The following is an 18,782-nucleotide window of genomic DNA, read 5'->3' as shown; positions in this document are numbered from 1 at the left end:
TTTGATCAAAGGTGTCTGTGACTGGGCTAGCTGGATTCGAACCAACGCATGACGGAGTCAAAGTCCGTTGCCTTACCGCTTGGCTATAGCCCAATAATGGTGGAGGGGGGCAGATTCGAACTGCCGAACCCTGAGGGAGCGGATTTACAGTCCGCCGCGTTTAGCCACTTCGCTACCCCTCCACATAAAATTTTGAAAAAACAGTGCCGGCAAGAGGACTTGAACCCCCAACCTACTGATTACAAGTCAGTTGCTCTACCAATTGAGCTACACCGGCAAGATGGTGGAGGATGACGGGCTCGAACCGCCGACCCTCTGCTTGTAAGGCAGATGCTCTCCCAGCTGAGCTAATCCTCCAAATGGTGACCCGTACGGGATTCGAACCCGTGTTACCGCCGTGAAAGGGCGGTGTCTTAACCGCTTGACCAACGGGCCGTTGTGTTCTCGTCGAGCTGACAAAAGTTATTATATACAGGTCACCCCCTGTTTGTAAAGAGAAAAATTAAATTTTTTATTTTCAAACTTTTTAACTCCTTTTTTAACTGAAAAAGCCTCCCAACTAAAGCCATTTATTTTATGATAGAGACAAGCAAAGCAAGAGAGGAGAAACCAATATGATACTAGTCAGTTCTTGCCTTGGAGGCATTGAATGCAGATATAACGGCTCTCACGCAGCGTCGGAGAAAATCAGAAAACTAGTCGATGAAAAGAAAGCAGTCATGGCTTGCCCTGAACTTCTCGGCGGCTTCTCTACCCCACGCGAACCCGCAGAAATCATAGGAGGCACTGGCGAGGATGTCCTCAATGGAACAGCGAAAATCGTGACAGCTTCAGGAGAAGACGTCACAGAACTATATATGGAAGGCGCCGCGAAAACATTGGCTTACGCAAAAGAAATCAACGCTTCTGCCGTCATATTAAAAGAAAACAGTCCATCTTGCGGAAGCGGTTTTATCTATAACGGCACATTCTCTGGCAAAAAAATCACCGGCAGCGGAGTAACCGCCGCACTGTTAAAACAAGCGGGCTACCGCGTCATTTCGGAAAACGAGCTTAACGACATATTGTAAGGAGGCCACCCCATGACTCAAGACATTTCTTTATCCTTCTATAAGCCTGAACACTTGCCCGAGCTCCAATCATTCACGCTCACCAAGCTTTACCTCCCTCCCGAAAGAGGTGCTGTCTCAGGCTCTGGGCATACAGGACCGATACCCGGTTGTCATCTTAAAAGACGACCTTCCAGTCGGTTTTTTCATTTTACATGCATCAAAAGAAACGCTTGCTTCCTATTCTAACAATCCATTTGCTTTACTGCTCAGCTCCCTGTCTTTAAACGCTGTGCATCACGGAAAAGGCTATGCGAAAAAAGCCATGCTTTTGCTTCCCGCTTTTGTGAGCGGATATTTTCCATGGTGCGACGAAATCATCTTGGCCGTCAATCATCTGAACATACGCGCAAAACACCTTTATATGAAAAGCGGGTTCCTTGATAAAGGACGGCGAAGAATCGGGCCGCTTGGAGAACAGTTGATCCTTCATCATTTCTTATAGTCTTAAGTGAAATAAAATTTCAAAAATTTAAAAACATAGTTGAAATATCATAACAGAAATGAATATACTGAATATTGAGATATATCATTTTAAAACAGGGGGCATCCTCATGTCAGAACCATTAAACCTTCACCGTCTCACAACGGAATCACGCAATAGCCAAACAGTTGAAATCCACAAAGCAAACACTCTCGGCATCCTTAAAATGATCAACAACGAAGATATGAAAGTCGCTGCAGCCGTTCAGGAGGTTCTCCCCGACATCAAAACAGCTGTAGACTGCGCATATGAATCGTTTCAAAATGGAGGCCGGCTCATATATACAGGCGCCGGCACAAGCGGCAGACTCGGCGTCATGGATGCTGTTGAATGTCCTCCCACCTACAGCGTAAGCCCAGATCAGGTCATCGGAATCATGGCTGGAGGCCCCGAAGCCTTTTTACAGGCAGCAGAGGGCATTGAAGACAGTGAAGAAGCAGGAGCTGAAGATTTAAGAAACATACAGCTCACTTCAAATGACACCGTCATTGCCATCGCAGCAAGCGGCCGCACACCCTACGCCGCAGGCGCCCTAAGATACGCCCGCAAAGTCGGAGCACACACCATCGCCCTTACTTGCAATGAAAATTCCGCCATCAGCAAGGATGCGGATCACAGCATTGAGGTTGTCGTCGGACCTGAGACCATTACAGGATCAACACGTATGAAAGCCGCAACCGCTCATAAAATGATTCTAAACATGATATCTACCGCTGTAATGGTCAAAATCGGCAAGGTTTACGAAAACTTGATGGTAGACGTCAACGTCAGCAACAAAAAACTAAAAGAACGCGCCATCAGCATCATCCAAAGCCTTACAAACGCTTCATACGACACAGCCAGATACACTCTGGAACAAGCCGATCATCACGTTAAAACAGCAATCGTCATGCTCAAAACAAGCACAGATCAGAAACAAGCAAAGACATTACTCGATGAAGCAAACGGTTTCATTGACAAAGCAATCGAACATTACCATCCATGATAAGGAGAGAACTAGAATGGCCACAGGCGGTTTAGCGATCATCCAATCAATGAAGCATAAGCTCCCTCCATCCGAGCGCAAACTTGCAGATTATATCCTAGCCCATCCCCACAAAGCAATCGAAAGCACGGTCAACGAAATCAGCGCCTTAGCCAATTCAAGTGACGCTGCCGTCATCAGGCTCTGCAAATCACTCGGTTTAAAAGGATTTCAAGATTTAAAAATGAGAGTAGCGGGCGATCTGGCAAAGCCTACTTTTCAGGGCTACCGGGATATTGTTCCCCACGAGCCGCTGCCCTCCATTTCCGAAAAAACGGCCGGCAATGCCATTCAAGCCATTCAGGATACTTCAGACCTGATGGACTACAAAGAGCTTGAGCGAGCGGTTTCTCTGCTTCTCAAAGCTCATACCGTGCATTTTATCGGCCTCGGGGCTTCCGGCATTGTCGCCAAGGACGCCCAGCAAAAGTGGCTTCGCATTCATAAACAAGCAACCGCGTTTACAGACACTCATCTTGTGGCATCTTTAATCGCAAATGCAGATAAAGACGACATCGTATTCGCCATTTCGTTTTCAGGAGAGACACAGGAAATCATTGAACTGTTTGCCATGGCTAAGGAAAAAGGCATCACAACGATCAGCCTCACACAATTCAGTCAGACATCCGTCTCCGCACTGGCTGATGTCCCTTTGTATACAGCCCATTCCAATGAAGCCTTGATTCGAAGTGCAGCCACTTCCTCCCGCCTCGCCCAGCTTTTTATAATTGATGTTTTGTTTTTAGGCATGGCGGCTGAGCAGTATGAAACGACAACCGGTTATATCGATAAAACGAGAGCAGCCATACAATCTATGAGAATAAAATAAGGCATCTTGAAGGGGAGGGGTTTTAATGAGCAAAGAAAATAACTACCATCATCTCGCACAGAAAATCCTTGAGCTATGCGGAGGAAAATCCAATATTTCTTCATATACGCATTGCATGACACGCCTGCGCATTACGCCTTACGATGAAAGCAAAGCGGATGCTCAGGCTTTAAGAAAGCTTGACGGCGTATTGGGGGTCGTTGAAGCTGAAACCTTACAAATTATCCTCGGCACAGGAGTCGTCAATCATGTTACAGCTGCTTTCTCAAAGCTCGTGTCAGCAGAAGAAGGTGCCGATGTCAAAGAAGCAGCCGCCAAAAAGAAAGCCGATATCAATCGGAAAAATGCCACTCCTTTTAAACTTTTCTTACGTAAAATTGCCAGCATTTTTATCCCTCTTATTCCCGCTCTAGTCGCTTCCGGTTTAATTACTGGGATTACCAAAGCAATTATTCAAGCAGGCTGGCTCTCTGCAGACTCACAAATTGCGATTATCCTGACAGTCATCGGATCAGGGCTGTTCACTTATCTCGGCATTCTCGTCGGTATTAACGCTTCGAAAGAATTTGGCGGGACACCCGCACTTGGGGCTTTGGCCGGGATCTTGATTATCAATCCGGAGATCGCAAAAATCAGTTTATTTGGAGAAGAGCTTCTCCCGGGCAGGGGAGGTCTGATCGGCGTCCTTTTCGCAGCCATATTCATTGCTTACACCGAACAATTTATTCGCCGTTTTATCCCTCAATCACTCGATATCATTGTCACACCCACCGTTTCACTGTTAATCACCGGAATCGTAACGTATGTCGTATTTATGCCTTTAGGCGGATTCATTTCTGATGCCATTACATCCGGCCTTCTGTCCATCCTGGACATCGGCGGCATCGCTGCAGGCTTTATTCTGGGCGCAACCTTCCTTCCTCTCGTCGTAACCGGACTGCATCAAGGCTTGACGCCTGTGCACATGGAACTGATCAATTCAATTGGCAATGATCCTCTGCTCCCTATTTTGGCTATGGGAGGTGCAGGACAGGTAGGCGCGGCCTTTGCCGTTTTCGTGAAGACGAAAAAAACAACACTGAGGAAAGCAATCGCCGGCGGGCTTCCATCGGGACTGCTCGGCATTGGTGAACCGCTTATTTTCGGAGTCACGCTGCCGCTTGGCCGTCCGTTTTTAACAGCATGTTTAGGAGCTGGAATCGGCGGCGCCTTTCAAGCTTATTTTCAAGTAGCCACCATTGCGATTGGTGTCTCCGGACTGCCGCTTTCTTTTCTAGTCCTGCCTTCGCAAATCATCCTGTATATCGTTGGGCTCTTTATTTCCTACGCGGCCGGTTTTTTATTGACCTATGCATTCGGATATAAAGATGAAATGGCTTCTCAGTTCGATTAAATTGTTTCTGTTTTAGGGATAGTAAACGGGATAGAAGCACAGAAAGGGGCTAGCCTGTGAAAACAAAGACACTGTTCATATTCAGTGCCATTTTAACCCTATCGATATTTGCGCCAAATGAAACCTTCGCACAAACAGCAGACAACTTGATTGAGCCGAAAATCATAAATGCAGAAACTGCACAATTCTCGACGAAGAAGCTAAGGAAGGTAGATCAGATGATAGAACGGGATATTGCAGCAGGATTTCCAGGCGCCGTTCTTGTGGTGGTGAAGGATGGACGCATCATAAAAAAAGCAGCATACGGCTACAGTAAAAAGTACGAAGGATCAGAACTGCTGCGCCGTCCGGCCAAAATGAAAACCCGCACGATGTTTGACTTAGCCTCAAATACAAAAATGTACGCAACAAATTTTGCATTGCAGCGCTTAGTCAGCCAAGGAAAACTTGACGTCTATGAAAAAGTTTCTGCATATTTGCCGGGTTTCAAGGATCAGCCGGGTAACCTCATAAAAGGAAAAGACAAGATACGTGTCATTGATGTCCTCCAGCACCAATCAGGGCTCCCATCAAGCTTTTACTTTTACACGCCGGAAAAAGCCGGCAAGTACTATTCCCAAGAACGGGACAAAACGATTGAATATTTGACGAAAATTCCGCTCGATTATCAAACCGGGACAAAACACGTATACAGTGACATTGGATATATGCTACTTGGGTGTATTGTCGAAAAACTCACTGGCAAACCGCTTGATGTCTACACGGAGCAAGAGCTCTACAAACCGCTCAGGCTGAAGCATACCTTGTACAATCCGCTGCAAAAGGGCTTTAAACCGAAACAGTTCGCAGCTACTGAACGAATGGGCAATACACGTGACGGCGTTATTCAATTCCCTAACATCCGCACAAACACGCTGCAAGGAGAGGTGCATGACGAAAAAGCGTTTTACTCAATGGATGGCGTGTCTGGGCATGCCGGATTGTTCTCAAATGCAGATGATATGGCCATACTGCTGCAAGTCATGTTAAACAAAGGTTCATACCGAAACATTTCTTTATTTGATCAGAAAACAGCCGACCTGTTTACAGCACCTTCAGTAACAGACCCGACATTCGCTCTTGGCTGGAGGCGGAACGGAAGTAAAAGCATGGAATGGATGTTTGGCCCTCATGCCAGCAAAAATGCTTACGGGCATACCGGCTGGACAGGGACAGTTACAATTATTGATCCAGCATACAATTTAGGCATCGCATTGTTAACAAATAAAAAGCATACACCAGTTATTGATCCAGAAGAAAATCCAAACGTCTTTGAGGGTGATCAATTTGCAACAGGCAGTTATGGAAGTGTCATAACTGCGATTTATGAAGCGATGGAGTGAATGATTAGACGATAGGAGGAAGTTTCTATGAGACCTGTCTTTCCGCTTATCCTTTCAGCCGTTCTCTTTCTTTCATGCTTTTTCGGGGCCAGACAGACAGAAGCCTCTGCATCCAAACGTGCAATCGATGCCAATCAGATTGTCAATCGTATGTCGTTAGATGAAAAACTCGGCCAGATGCTGATGCCTGATTTTAGAAATTGGCAAAAGGAAGGCGAGTCCTCTCCGCAAGCCCTTACAGAAATGAATGATGAAGTCGCCAGCCTCGTCAAGAAATATCAATTCGGAGGCATCATCCTTTTTGCAGAAAATGTAAAAACAGCAAAACAAACTGTCCAACTGACAGACGATTACCAAAAGGCAAGTCCAAAAATCCCGCTCATGCTGAGTATTGATCAGGAAGGCGGCATTGTAACGAGGTTAGGGGAGGGCACTAATTTCCCAGGGAATATGGCGCTGGGCGCAGCCAGAAGCAGAATCAATGCGTATCAGACCGGCAGCATTATCGGGAAAGAGCTCTCTGCCTTAGGCATCAATACAGATTTCAGCCCTGTCGTGGACATTAACAATAATCCCGATAATCCTGTAATCGGCGTACGGTCATTCAGCTCCAATCGAGAACTGACATCACGTCTCGGTTTATACACGATGAAAGGGTTGCAGCGGCAGGATATCGCGTCTGCCCTCAAACATTTCCCGGGACATGGAGACACGGACGTTGACAGCCATTATGGACTGCCGCTCGTTTCCCATGGCCAAGAACGGCTTCGTGAGGTCGAACTTTATCCTTTTCAAAAAGCAATTGATGCTGGTGCTGATATGGTGATGACAGCCCATGTTCAATTCCCTGCCTTCGACGACACCACATACAAAAGCAAACTCGATGGATCGGACATTCTGGTTCCAGCTACACTTTCGCAAAAAGTGATGACAGGTCTTCTTCGTCAGGAAATGGGCTTTAATGGGGTCATCGTTACCGATGCGCTCAATATGAAGGCAATTGCAGATCATTTCGGACAGGAAGAGGCTGTGGTCATGGCCGTAAAAGCTGGTGTCGATATTGCATTAATGCCAGCCTCAGTCACTTCAATGAAAGAAGAACAGAAATTCGCACGTGTTATTCAAGCTTTGAAAGAAGCCGTGAAAAACGGGGATATTCCTGAACAACAAATCAACAAATCAGTTGAAAGAATCATTTCCCTGAAAATAAAACGCGGCATGTATCCAGCGCGAAACAGCGACAGTACAAAAGAAAAAATAGCCAAAGCCAAAAAAATCGTAGGAAGCAAGCGGCACCTGAAAGCAGAGAAAAAAATAGCTGAAAAAGCAGTAACTGTATTAAAAAATGAACAGCACACTTTGCCGTTCAATCCTAAGAAAGGCAGCCACATCTTAATTGTGGCACCTTACGAAGAACAAACTGCTTCAATCGAACAAACCATTCACGATCTCATCAAGCGAAAGAAAATCAAACCCGTATCCCTCAGCAAAATGAACTTTGCCAGCCAAGTATTTAAGACCGAGCATGAAAAACAAGTAAAAGAGGCTGATTATATCATTACCGGCTCCTATGTCGTCAAAAATGACCCTGTCGTCAACGACGGTGTCATCGACGACACAATATCAGATTCAAGCAAATGGGCCACCGTGTTTCCGAGAGCTGTCATGAAAGCCGCACTGCAGCACAACAAACCATTTGTCTTAATGAGCCTGCGCAACCCCTATGACGCAGCCAATTTCGAAGAAGCAAAAGCACTGATTGCAGTCTATGGCTTTAAAGGATACGCAAATGGCCGTTATCTTCAACCTAATATTCCGGCCGGAGTGATGGCGATATTCGGCCAGGCAAAACCTAAAGGCACACTTCCAGTTGACATTCCGTCAGTCACGAAACCAGGGAACACCCTTTACCCATTTGGCTACGGATTAAATATCAAAACGGGAAGACCGCTTTAATAAGGAGGGACACATGAGAAAAACAATATTCGCTTTTCTGACAGGGCTCATGATGTTCGGAACGATAACCGCTGCCTCTGCTTCACCCGATTCAAAGAATCAAACAGCTAAAAAACCTAAAGTCCAGACTGGGATAGACACGCTCTTGCCAGACTATAAAAAACAGCTCAAGGGAAAACGTATCGGACTGATCACCAATCCAACCGGAGTAAACGCATCTCTAAAAAGCAGTGTCGATATCCTTTACGAGAACCCGGATATCAAACTAACAGCTTTATTCGGCCCTGAACACGGCGTCCGCGGTGACGCCCAGGCTGGAGACGAAGTAGGCTCTTACATTGACGAAAAAACCGGGGTTCCCGTATACAGCCTCTACGGAAAAACGAAAAAACCGACTCCAGAAATGCTTAAAAATGTCGATATTCTAATGTTTGACATTCAGGATGTCGGGACCCGTTTCTACACGTACATTTATACAATGGCATACGCAATGGAAGCCGCTAAAGAAAACGGCATTCCATTTATGGTGCTGGACCGTCCGAATCCTCAAGGCGGGAATCATATTGAAGGACCAATCTTAGAACCTGAATACGCCTCATTTGTCGGATTGTATCCCATTCCATTGAAGCATGGGATGACGATAGGCGAATTGGCTTCACTGTTCAACAAAGAATTTAGTATTGATGCCGATCTTACAGTGGTAAAAATGAAACACTGGAAACGAAAAATGGATTTTGACGATACCCGATTGCCTTTCGTCCTCCCTTCGCCTAACATGCCGACGGTGGAAAGCACATTTGTTTATCCTGCAACCGGGCTGATTGAAGGAACAAATATATCCGAAGGGCGAGGGACAACAAAGCCATTCGAATTGATCGGAGCTCCCTTTATCAAAAGCACAGAACTTGAAGAAACATTAAACAGCCTCCATTTGCCGGGCGTTACATTTAGGGCAGCATCCTTCACACCGACGTTTTCTAAACATCAAGGAACGCTTTGCCACGGTGTGCAGCTCTATGTGACAGACAGAGATAAGTTTGAAGCCGTTAAAACGGGTCTTTCAGTCATTAAAACCATACACGATCTCTATCCTGAGGATTTTGAGTTCCTGTCAACAGGTTCATTCGATAAACTGGCAGGCAACGGCTGGATCAGGACAAAAATTGAAAATGGAACTTCGGTTGAGAACATCATAAACAGCTATGAAAAAACACTCCAACAATTCAGCAAAACAAGAAAAAAGTATCTCATTTATTAGAACATAAGCATCGTATGTTACACGTGTAACATATTCTTATTGAACGAAAGACCCTTACTTTTACACATAAGTAAGGGTTTTTTTCATGCTAAAAACCCACCCGCTTTATATAGGAAAACTTTCATTTATTTGGTACAATTTTTATTGAAAATGATTATCAATTGAAAGCTTCTGAAAAGGTGGTCTACTCGTGCAAAATGCAGTGATTTATCAACCGGTACAAATTGAATATCTAAAAAAGACAAGTGATCTCTTCTCAGAACAGCAATTAGCCGATTCATTCGTGCTGATTTTTCATTTAAAAGGAAACGGCTATATTTCGATCGGAACAAACACCAATCCTCTGCAAAAAAAGACACTTTATGTTTGTCCGCCTAACGATACCTTTGGCTTTACGCTAGCAGCCGATGGACATATAGATGCCTGTCTGATCAGGCTTCAAAGCTATATCAAGGAAACCGGACAAGATATTTTCACACCGTGCACAGAATCGGAATTAGCCAAACTGAAGCTTATGAATGTTTCACATATCGAAAATCTTGCAGTCCGGCTTCAAGAGCTTGCCGCACAATGGAATGAATCGTCTCAGCTTTCTCAGCTAAAATGTGTGATTGAAGTACAAAGCCTGATTTATGATCTTTTTACTGCCAGTTTATCTGATCAAACGGATACACATTCAGCAATCGAAAAAACAAAACACTATATCGAAACCCATGCCGATACAAAAATCACGCTTGCCCAGCTGTCGCAAATGGCAGGAATCAGTGCCAAACACTACAGTGAAAGCTTTAAAAAATGGACAGGACAGAGCGTAACAGAATTTATTACGAAAACACGAATCACAAAGGCAAAACGGCTCATGGCAAAATCAAACTGCAAATTGAAAGAAATCGCACACCAAACCGGTTATCAAGATGAATTTTATTTCAGCAGAATCTTCAAAAAATATACAGGCTGTTCACCTACAAGCTATATGAAAAAACGCCGAAAGAAAATCGCCGCATACGGAAGGGGCACAATGGGCCATCTCATCCCTCTTCACCACATACCTTTTGCGGCCGCTCTGCATCCGAAATGGACGTCTTACTACTATCAGCATTATTCGACAGATATACCCGTCCAGCTTAGTGCATACCGGTTTAATGAAAAGTGGGAAGAAAACCTGTACACGTTATCACAGGCAGAACCAGATGTGATTGTCAGCATGGATTCTATTTCTCCAGAAGAACAAGATCGCCTGAATCGCATCGCAGAAGTCATGTACCTTCCTTCAGAAGAAAGCTGGAGAACCCACTTTCTGCAAACTGCCTCATTTTTAAAGGAAGAGTCCGAAGCAGAAAAGTGGCTAGCGGATTATGACCAGCAGACAACAGCCGCCAAAAAAACACTTCAGCACGTTCAAGGGCTGCGTTTTCTCTTTTTGAGGCTGCATAAGCAAAACTTCTATCTGGCACATAACCGAAGTGTCCGCGAAGTTTTCTTTGGGGATTTAGGATTCAGCTCGGCAACAACGGCTGACACACCTTCAGAACAAGCGATTTCGTTAGAAAATATCGCAAATTACCAAGCTGACTGTATGATGCTTTTTCTTTTTAAAGAGCCGGAGACCATAGCTTACTACCAGCAATTACAGCAGACAGAAGCATGGCAAAACCTAAGCGCGGTACGGAATAACCGTGTTTATCTTCTATCCCTTGATCCGTGGAATGAATACTCAGCTTGCGGGCACGAACGCATCGTTCAGCAAACTGTTTCTTTATTATCCGGAGATTGTCCATGATAAATCAGGAATTTGTCCATGGTGTTATATCTGTTCATTCTCTATAATTCCAATTGATAATAGTTATCAATTGAACAGGAGGCTCTATAGATGAAAAAGATATCTCTTACCTTATTGATCTTGCTTCTCGCGCTGACAGCGGCAGCTTGCGGCAGTAAAAATGAATCAACTGCCAGCAAGGCAAGCGGCACAGCATCTGAGAAGAAGAAAATTGAATACCTTGATAAAACATATGAAGTAACTGTACCGACAGACAAAATCGCCATTACGGGAAGCGTTGAATCAATGGAAGACGCGAAATTGCTTGACGTTCATCCGCAAGGCGCAATTTCATTCTCCGGCAAATTCCCTGATATGTTCAAAGACATCACTGATAAAGCCAAACCAACCGGAGAAAAAATGGAGCCAAATATTGAAAAGATTCTTGAAATGAAGCCAGATGTTATCCTTGCTTCAACAAAGTTTCCGGAAAAAACGCTGCAAAAAATCAGCACAGCAGGCACGACGATCCCAGTTTCTCATATCTCTTCAAACTGGAAGGAAAACATGATGCTGCTTGCCCAGCTGACCGGAAAAGAGAAAAAAGCAAAGAAAATTATTGCAGACTATGAACAGGATCTAAAAGAAACAAAAACAAAAATCAACGATAAAGCGAAAGATTCAAAAGCGCTTGTCATTAGAATTAGACAAGGCAACATTTACATTTACCCTGAACAGGTGTATTTCAACTCCACACTATACGGTGATTTAGGCCTTAAGGCGCCTAACGAAGTAAAAGCTGCAAAAGCGCAAGAGCTGATTTCATTAGAAAAATTAAGTGAAATGAACCCGGACCATATTTTCGTCCAATTTTCTGATGATGAAAATGCAGACAAACCTGATGCCTTAAAAGATTTAGAGAAAAATCCAATCTGGAAAAGCCTTAAAGCAGTCAAAGAAGATCATGTGTATGTCAACTCAGTGGACCCTCTCGCACAAGGCGGCACAGCTTGGAGCAAAGTCCGTTTCCTGAAAGCGGCTGCTGAAAAATTGACACAAAACTAATTCAGAGTAGGTTTTTGTATGTATTCAAAACAGTGGACACGTATCATATTGATTACTTCTCCATTTGCTATAGCGCTGTCACTTTTACTTTCAATCCTTTATGGGGCAAAGCATCTTAGCACAGATATTGTTTTTACATCTCTTATTCATTTCGATCCGGGAAACACAGACCATCAAATTATATGGCACTCCCGGATTCCAAGGGCTGCCGGCGCTTTGCTCATAGGGGCAGCCCTTGCTGTTTCTGGAGCGCTTATGCAGGGCATCACGCGCAATTATTTAGCTTCGCCATCCATTATGGGTGTTTCAGATGGTTCAGCGTTTATCATTACGCTTTGCATGGTTCTGCTCCCGCAATCATCTTCGATTGAAATGATGATATACTCTTTTATCGGCTCAGCGTTAGGAGCTGTGTTAGTATTCGGCCTTGCCGCCATGATGCCAAACGGATTTACCCCCGTGCAGCTCGCCATCATCGGCACAGTCACAAGCATGCTGCTCAGCAGCTTATCAGCGGCCATGTCGATTTATTTTCAAATTTCTCAGGATCTCAGTTTCTGGTACAGTGCCAGACTTCATCAAATGAGTCCGGATTTCCTGAAGCTCGCCGCTCCGTTTTTCCTGATTGGCATTATAATGGCCATTTCTCTCAGCAAAAAGGTAACCGCTGTATCATTAGGGGACGACATTTCTAAAAGCCTGGGGCAAAAGAAAAAAACCATTAAAATCATGGCGATGCTTTCCGTCATCATTTTAACCGGCAGTGCCGTAGCGCTGGCCGGAAAAATTGCGTTTGTCGGATTGGTTGTTCCGCATATCACGAGATTTCTCGTCGGCTCTGATTACAGCAGGCTGATTCCGTGCTCCTGTATTTTGGGCGGAATCTTTTTAACCCTGTGTGATCTCGCAAGCAGATTTATCAACTATCCGTTTGAAACACCGATTGAGGTCGTAACATCCATTATCGGCGTACCTTTCTTCCTTTATTTAATTAAACGAAAAGGAGGGGAGCAAAATGGCTAAAAAATATGCATTGTTCATCGCTTTGATTCTTGTTGTCAGCTATTTCAGCTTAACGAGCGGATCATTTTCTGTTCGTCCTGCTGAGCTGCTCTCCACTCTTTTTCAAATCGACCCGAATCCGCAGTATGAAATTTTGTTGTTCGATTTAAGACTGCCGCGGGTTGTCATGGCTGCTATTATTGGACTCGGTCTTGGCATTGCAGGCGCTGTTATCCAGGCCATCACGAGAAACGGGCTTGCTGATCCTGGAATTCTCGGAATCAACGCAGGGGCAGGAGCCGGCATTGTAGCGTTTATGCTCTTATTCCAAGGCCAGAAGGAAGTGACATCCATAGCTGCAGCGATGGGAATGCCGCTCTTTGGATTGATAGGCGGGCTCATCGCGGCGATCCTGATTTACATATTTGCATGGCACAGAGGCAATTTAGATTCAGGAAGAATTATTCTGGTAGGGATTGCGATCAATTCAGGATTCAGCGCCCTGTCTTTGTTTTTATCTTTAAAAATGGACCCGCAAGACTATCAAATGGCCATGGTGTGGAAAAACGGAAGCATCTGGTCTGCCAACTGGACGTATATCACAGCCGTTCTCCCATGGATGCTGCTGTTTATACCGATTCTTATCGGCAAATCCCGCCTGCTCGACACCATTCGTTTTGATGAAGACACAGTCAGAAGCCTCGGCATTTCATCAAATAAAGAAAAAACCATCCTGCTCGTAGCCTGTGTAGCAATCATCAGCGCCTGTGTCTCCGTAGCGGGAAGCATGGCGTTTGTCGGCTTAATTGCTCCCCATATCTCACGGAGACTGGCTGGCGTCGAACATCGCTATATCCTGCCACTGAGCGGTTTAATCGGGATGCTTCTTGTGATAAGCGCAGACTTTGCCGGAAAACTGTTTTTTCAGCCCGCAGAAGTGCCCGCAGGCATCATTTTGGCGATCCTCGGAGTTCCTTATTTCTTATATCTGCTTTTCAAGCAAAAAAAGGGGGAGAATGCTTGAAAGGATCTCTTTCAGAACACAAAGCCGGCAACAGGAGGTTCACGCTGTACCTCCCTCCTTCCTACAGCACAGACAGCGGGGGATTTCCTGCTGTTTACGTGCAGGATGGCAGTTCTTTGTTCCAAAACCAAATCGAATTATTAGAAAGCGCATATCAACAGCAAAGGCTCCCTGAACTCGTGCTGATCGGTATCGAACCCGAAAACCGGCTAAATGAATACACACCTTGGCCGGCTGCATCACTCAGTGATCGGTTCACGGACTTCGGCGGAATGGGATATCACTATCTGTCTGATATAACGAACCAGTTCATTCCGCTAATCGAAGAAAACTGGAACGTCATCAGGAAACCGCACACAAGAGGAATGATCGGTGCCTCATTAGGCGGCCTCATCTCAATGTTCGCCTTATTAAAGTATCCGTCAATGTTCGGGAAAATAGGCTCTATCTCAGGTTCATACTGGTACAAGAACGCAGCGGAAACCATTCATATATCTTCTTTAAAGCCCGCCACTACACGTGTTTTCATGTCTGTCGGGAGTGAAGAAGGCCGTGAAAAACAATCCATTCAGCGACATATGCTGAAAAAAACAAAGCAAGTTCATCAAAGTCTAAAAGAAAAAGGCTTCACTGAAGACCAGTTGTATCTTTCAATTGAAAAAGGAGCGGTGCACCACCGCAAGTATTTCTGCAAACAGTTCATCAACGCGCTCGAATGGCTATACGGAAAAAACCGCTCAACCCTATGAGCGGTTTTTTTATGCTTTCTGCAACATTGGTTTTAATTCAAAACGATTCAGCATATAGCCAAACAAAGCAGCCAATATCTGCTGAAACAGCATGCCGATCACAACAGGAACGGCAACCTGAGACGGGAAGAACGTAACGGCAAGAACTGCGCCGGCACTAATATTCCTCATGCCTCCCGTAAATATAAGAGAGACTATTTCCTCTTGCCGCCTTTTCATCATTTTTCCGATCAGCCAAGCAGCGGCATAGCCTGTTAACGCGATAAAGAATACCGTTACAGCTATTCCTGCAAATCTCAAATCAATGGATTTGAAATAAGGAGCAATCGCTGAACTGTTAATCGCAATCACTGCCATCAAGCAAAGCTTTGAAAAAGGCGACAGCGCACTGCTCACAGACGCAGTTCTTTCTGGAGATGACATCTGATTAAACAGCATGCCCAGAAAAGAAGGAATCACGACCATTACAATCAGACCTTTCATCATTCCCCACACATCCATATGAACCTGAGCGCCGGCCAGCAATGAAAGACTCAGCGGTACGATTAGCGGTGACAGCACAGTATCAATTAAAATAATCGAAAGTGTCAAACCGACATTCCCTTTGTACATCGCTGCCCAAATCAAGCTTGTAATCCCCGTAGGAATCACAACAGCCAATGTTAAACCGGTAATCGTCAAAGGATCACCTTTAAATATAAGATGGCCGCTGCCCCAAGCAAAAAGCGGCATGAAAATATGAAGAACGAATAGTGCAAGAATCATAGGGAGAGGATGAGACAATGCATGTCTCAAAGATTGAAAGTTCGCGCTCAAACTGCCTGCAAACGTAATAAAAGCAAAGATCCAAGGCACAGCCCATTCATACCCATTTAAAAACTGAGACAGCAGCACGCCCAGCACCACACTAGTCGGCGTTAACAGCGGCATCACTCTCCCCAATACACGGTTCAGCTTCTGAAGCATCATATGCAAGTCCCCTATTTAAAATTTCTCTTCTCTCTATTATATCAATGCTGCTTAAGTGTATGTTATATAAAAAAGCCCAGATCTCATTCATCTGGGCTTCTCTATTTTATGCCATCTGTTTCATTAGAGATTTACTCGCTTTATTCAAACCTTTTAACTCAGCTTCAATGCCTTGTTCCTTAAACTTCGCAACAATCTTATCAAGTGCGGCCGCTCCAGAATCGTCCCATACGTGAGCTTCAGTTAAGTCAATCACAACCCGCTCAATATCCTCTTGATATATAAACGCATTCGTAAGATCAGTCACTGACGCAAAAAAGATTTGCCCCTTTACTTGATACGTTCTAAGCTTTTGTTCCTCTGCATGAGAAACGATTTTCAGCTTCGAGATTTTTGCCACAAAGAACACGGCACTTAAAAGAACACCGACAAATACACCCTTAGATAAGTCATCCGTCACAACAACCGTAACCACAGTCACAACCATGACAATCGAGTCCGTGAGCGGCGCTTTTTTGAGACCTTTTAAAGAAGACCAATCAAAAGTGCCGACAGACACCATAACCATTACAGCTACTAACGCCGCCATTGGGATTTTCACCACGACATGACTTAACACCGCAATTAAAAACATCAGAAAAGCACCGGCAACAAATGCTGACAAACGTCCGCGACCGCCCGCTTTTGTATTAATGACAGATTGTCCGATCATAGCGCAGCCTGCCATTCCGCCAAAGAGTCCAGTCACGATATTCGCAATTCCCTGTCCGCGGCTCTCTTTATTTTTATCACTGTCCGTATCCGTCATTTCATCAATAATCTGTGCTGTCAGCAAAGATTCAAGCAACCCGACAAACGCTAAAGCAATTGAATAAGGAAAAATAATTTGCAGTGTTTCAAAGGTAAACGGAACATCAGGGATTAAGAAATGAGGCAATAAACTAGAAATATTGCCCATATCACCAACCGTCCGCACATCCACATGGAAAGTGACCGCAATAATTGTCATCACAATAATCGCCACAAGCGGAGACGGAACAGCAGTCGTAAACCTTGGCAGCACATAAATAATAACCAACGACCCGGCAAGCATCGCATACATGCTCCAAGAAGCACCTTCAAACTGGGGAAGCTGCGCAGAGAAGATAAGGATCGCCAGCGCATTCACAAACCCGATCATCACAGAACGCGGGATGAATTTCATTAATCTTGCAATTTTACTGATACCTAAAATCACCTGAATAATGCCTGTCAAAATCGTAGCCGCAAATAAATACTGAAGCCCATGATCAGCAACCAGCGACACCATAACGACTGCCATTGAGCCTGTCGCAGCTGAAATCATGCCAGGTCTGCCGCCAAAAATAGAAATAATAATGGCTATACAAAATGACGCATAAAGACCGACCATCGGATCCACACCGGCTATAATAGAAAAGCCAATCGCTTCAGGTATTAACGCTAACGCAACTAAAATGCCAGCAAGAATGTCTTTTCGGATATTCCCGAACCATTGCTGTTTTAATGTAAAACTATTATTCAAATATAACGACTCCTTTTTAGTAAAAAATAAATCCGCACCATATCTATTGTATTGGGAGCTTTTTTTATTTTACGGGAGAAAATGAAAAGAAAAACGACCGGGGAAAACGGGGAAACGTTGAGTATATTGTATTGAGGCAAGGAGTTGTCATACAAAGAGTATCATAATAAATTTTTATCAATTACGCAAGAGAACGATGGGGAAAAAAATGGCACAAATATAGTCAGAGTCATTTTATCATATTCGGATGAAACCAAGAATCGTTTTAATGACAGTAATATCTTTTCTCTCATTTGGCAACCCGAGCCGGTTTCCGAAAAAATAACCTATCATCATTATCTCAGGCTGATAAATATGAGCGGCCTCATTTAACTCTGTATTTTGGCAATCAATAAAACAGCTTTTGCAGAGATTATTCTTAGTTTTTTCTTAGGACTTATTTATGGCCGGCATGTTCGCCATTATCTTAATTGTCACCAACCAATTTTATCATGGAAAAACAGAACAAACGACAGGCATGCTGCTCGCTGCCAATGGATTGGCGGCTCTATTCTGCCAATTGCAGTCGGATGGATTCTGGATGAGTCTCCCGTTCAAACTGCATTTTGATTATTTATGACTCTCATGTTGATCATGCTGGGGATTGTATTGGGATTGAAAGTATTAGAAAACTTAAAAAGCAGAATCTTGATAAAATGTACCGAAGATAAAAACAAAAAACCCAGCTCAATGAGCTGGGTTTAAGCTTGCTTGGCGGCGTCCTACTCTCACAGGGGGAAACCCCCGACTACCATCGGCGCTGAAGAGCTTAACTTCCGTGTTCGGTATGGGAACGGGTGTGACCTCTTCGCTATCGCCACCAAACAAATTGAGAGTGTTCTCTCAAAACTAGATAACAGGTGTGACATCATTCAAAATGTGGTTAAGTCCTCGATCGATTAGTATCTGTCAGCTCCATGTGTCGCCACACTTCCACCTCAGACCTATCAACCTGATCATCTTTCAGGGATCTTACTTCCTTGCGGAATGGGAAATCTCATCTTGAGGGGGGCTTCATGCTTAGATGCTTTCAGCACTTATCCCGTCCGCACATAGCTACCCAGCGATGCCCTTGGCAGAACAACTGGTACACCAGCGGTGCGTCCATCCCGGTCCTCTCGTACTAAGGACAGCTCCTCTCAAATTTCCTGCGCCCGCGACGGATAGGGACCGAACTGTCTCACGACGTTCTGAACC

General features: G+C 44.5%; 14 protein-coding genes, 5 tRNA genes, 2 rRNA genes and 2 pseudogenes (1 of these 23 only partly in view). 14 read left to right on the top strand and 9 right to left on the bottom strand.

Going from position 1 to position 18,782, the window contains the following annotated elements:
- Nucleotides 1-21: 21 nt before the first annotated feature.
- From NSQ83_RS01485 to NSQ83_RS01465, 5 genes are all read right to left on the bottom strand, one after another.
- A tRNA-Gln gene (locus NSQ83_RS01485) sits at nucleotides 22-93 on the bottom strand.
- 4 nt (nucleotides 94-97) lie between these two features.
- Nucleotides 98-182 (bottom strand) — tRNA-Tyr (locus NSQ83_RS01480).
- A 22-nt stretch (nucleotides 183-204) separates the two neighbouring features.
- Nucleotides 205-277 (bottom strand) — tRNA-Thr (locus NSQ83_RS01475).
- A 4-nt stretch (nucleotides 278-281) separates the two neighbouring features.
- Nucleotides 282-357: transfer RNA gene (locus NSQ83_RS01470), tRNA-Val, on the bottom strand.
- Between the two features lie 3 nt (nucleotides 358-360).
- Nucleotides 361-435, bottom strand: a tRNA-Glu gene (locus NSQ83_RS01465).
- Between the two features lie 179 nt (nucleotides 436-614).
- On the opposite strand from NSQ83_RS01465, the gene NSQ83_RS01460 reads away from it, so the two are divergent.
- From NSQ83_RS01460 to NSQ83_RS01400, 13 genes and pseudogenes are all read left to right on the top strand, one after another.
- Nucleotides 615-1,070, top strand: a complete 456-nt coding sequence (locus NSQ83_RS01460; protein WP_003234960.1) for a DUF523 domain-containing protein — start codon at nucleotides 615-617, stop codon at nucleotides 1,068-1,070.
- Nucleotides 1,071-1,082: 12 nt separating this feature from the next.
- A pseudogene (locus tag NSQ83_RS01455) lies at nucleotides 1,083-1,554 on the top strand (GNAT family N-acetyltransferase).
- Between the two features lie 109 nt (nucleotides 1,555-1,663).
- Nucleotides 1,664-2,578, top strand: coding sequence for an N-acetylmuramic acid 6-phosphate etherase (murQ, locus tag NSQ83_RS01450; RefSeq protein ID WP_339238907.1), 915 nt, complete (start codon nucleotides 1,664-1,666; stop codon nucleotides 2,576-2,578).
- A 16-nt stretch (nucleotides 2,579-2,594) separates the two neighbouring features.
- Nucleotides 2,595-3,446, top strand: a complete 852-nt coding sequence (locus tag NSQ83_RS01445; RefSeq protein WP_015252968.1) for a MurR/RpiR family transcriptional regulator — start codon at nucleotides 2,595-2,597, stop codon at nucleotides 3,444-3,446.
- 25 nt (nucleotides 3,447-3,471) lie between these two features.
- A complete protein-coding gene (locus tag NSQ83_RS01440; protein WP_003234968.1) occupies nucleotides 3,472-4,839 on the top strand; it encodes a PTS transporter subunit EIIC in 1,368 nt (455 codons plus the stop codon).
- A gap of 56 nt (nucleotides 4,840-4,895) precedes the next feature.
- Nucleotides 4,896-6,221, top strand: coding sequence for an N-acetylmuramoyl-L-alanine amidase (amiE, locus tag NSQ83_RS01435; protein WP_198879173.1), 1,326 nt, complete (start codon nucleotides 4,896-4,898; stop codon nucleotides 6,219-6,221).
- A 27-nt stretch (nucleotides 6,222-6,248) separates the two neighbouring features.
- Entirely contained in the window at nucleotides 6,249-8,177 is a 1,929-nt protein-coding gene (gene nagZ, locus NSQ83_RS01430) for a beta-N-acetylhexosaminidase (protein WP_198879172.1), read from the top strand.
- Nucleotides 8,178-8,190: 13 nt separating this feature from the next.
- Entirely contained in the window at nucleotides 8,191-9,435 is a 1,245-nt protein-coding gene (locus NSQ83_RS01425) for an exo-beta-N-acetylmuramidase NamZ domain-containing protein (protein WP_064911734.1), read from the top strand.
- A 190-nt stretch (nucleotides 9,436-9,625) separates the two neighbouring features.
- Nucleotides 9,626-11,215, top strand: coding sequence for a bacillibactin transport transcriptional regulator Btr (btr, locus tag NSQ83_RS01420; RefSeq protein ID WP_198879171.1), 1,590 nt, complete (start codon nucleotides 9,626-9,628; stop codon nucleotides 11,213-11,215).
- A gap of 90 nt (nucleotides 11,216-11,305) precedes the next feature.
- Entirely contained in the window at nucleotides 11,306-12,259 is a 954-nt protein-coding gene (feuA, locus tag NSQ83_RS01415) for an iron ABC transporter substrate-binding protein FeuA (protein WP_014478641.1), read from the top strand.
- A gap of 18 nt (nucleotides 12,260-12,277) precedes the next feature.
- Complete coding sequence (locus NSQ83_RS01410) at nucleotides 12,278-13,282, top strand: iron ABC transporter permease (RefSeq protein WP_003234979.1); 1,005 nt, start codon at nucleotides 12,278-12,280, stop codon at nucleotides 13,280-13,282.
- The gene (feuC, locus tag NSQ83_RS01405; protein ID WP_003234980.1) at nucleotides 13,275-14,285 is read left to right on the top strand and encodes an iron ABC transporter permease FeuC; all 1,011 of its coding nucleotides are present in this window, start codon (nucleotides 13,275-13,277) and stop codon (nucleotides 14,283-14,285) included. The genes NSQ83_RS01410 and feuC overlap by 8 nt, the downstream gene beginning before the upstream one ends.
- On the top strand, nucleotides 14,282-15,034 hold the full coding sequence (locus NSQ83_RS01400) for an alpha/beta hydrolase (protein ID WP_198879170.1): 753 nt from the start codon (nucleotides 14,282-14,284) through the stop codon (nucleotides 15,032-15,034). The genes feuC and NSQ83_RS01400 overlap by 4 nt, the downstream gene beginning before the upstream one ends.
- Before the next feature lie 9 nt (nucleotides 15,035-15,043).
- Here the strand turns inward: NSQ83_RS01400 and NSQ83_RS01395 are convergent, their stop codons facing one another.
- Both NSQ83_RS01395 and NSQ83_RS01390 read right to left on the bottom strand, forming a co-directional pair.
- The gene (locus tag NSQ83_RS01395; RefSeq protein ID WP_014478637.1) at nucleotides 15,044-15,964 is read right to left on the bottom strand and encodes a bile acid:sodium symporter family protein; all 921 of its coding nucleotides are present in this window, start codon (nucleotides 15,962-15,964) and stop codon (nucleotides 15,044-15,046) included.
- A gap of 145 nt (nucleotides 15,965-16,109) precedes the next feature.
- A complete protein-coding gene (locus NSQ83_RS01390) occupies nucleotides 16,110-17,546 on the bottom strand; it encodes a SulP family inorganic anion transporter (protein WP_198879169.1) in 1,437 nt (478 codons plus the stop codon).
- 306 nt (nucleotides 17,547-17,852) lie between these two features.
- On the opposite strand from NSQ83_RS01390, the pseudogene NSQ83_RS01385 reads away from it, so the two are divergent.
- A pseudogene (locus NSQ83_RS01385) lies at nucleotides 17,853-18,290 on the top strand (MFS transporter); the annotation flags it as partial.
- A 4-nt stretch (nucleotides 18,291-18,294) separates the two neighbouring features.
- On the opposite strand, the gene rrf reads toward NSQ83_RS01385, so the two are convergent.
- Nucleotides 18,295-18,410, bottom strand: a 5S ribosomal RNA gene (gene rrf, locus NSQ83_RS01380).
- A gap of 54 nt (nucleotides 18,411-18,464) precedes the next feature.
- Nucleotides 18,465-18,782 (bottom strand): 23S ribosomal RNA (locus NSQ83_RS01375); it runs 2,610 nt beyond the window's last position.

Source organism: Bacillus sp. PS217, assembly GCF_037963535.1.
Lineage (GTDB): Bacteria > Bacillota > Bacilli > Bacillales > Bacillaceae > Bacillus > Bacillus subtilis.
This window is presented reverse-complemented; position numbering and strand designations above follow the sequence as displayed.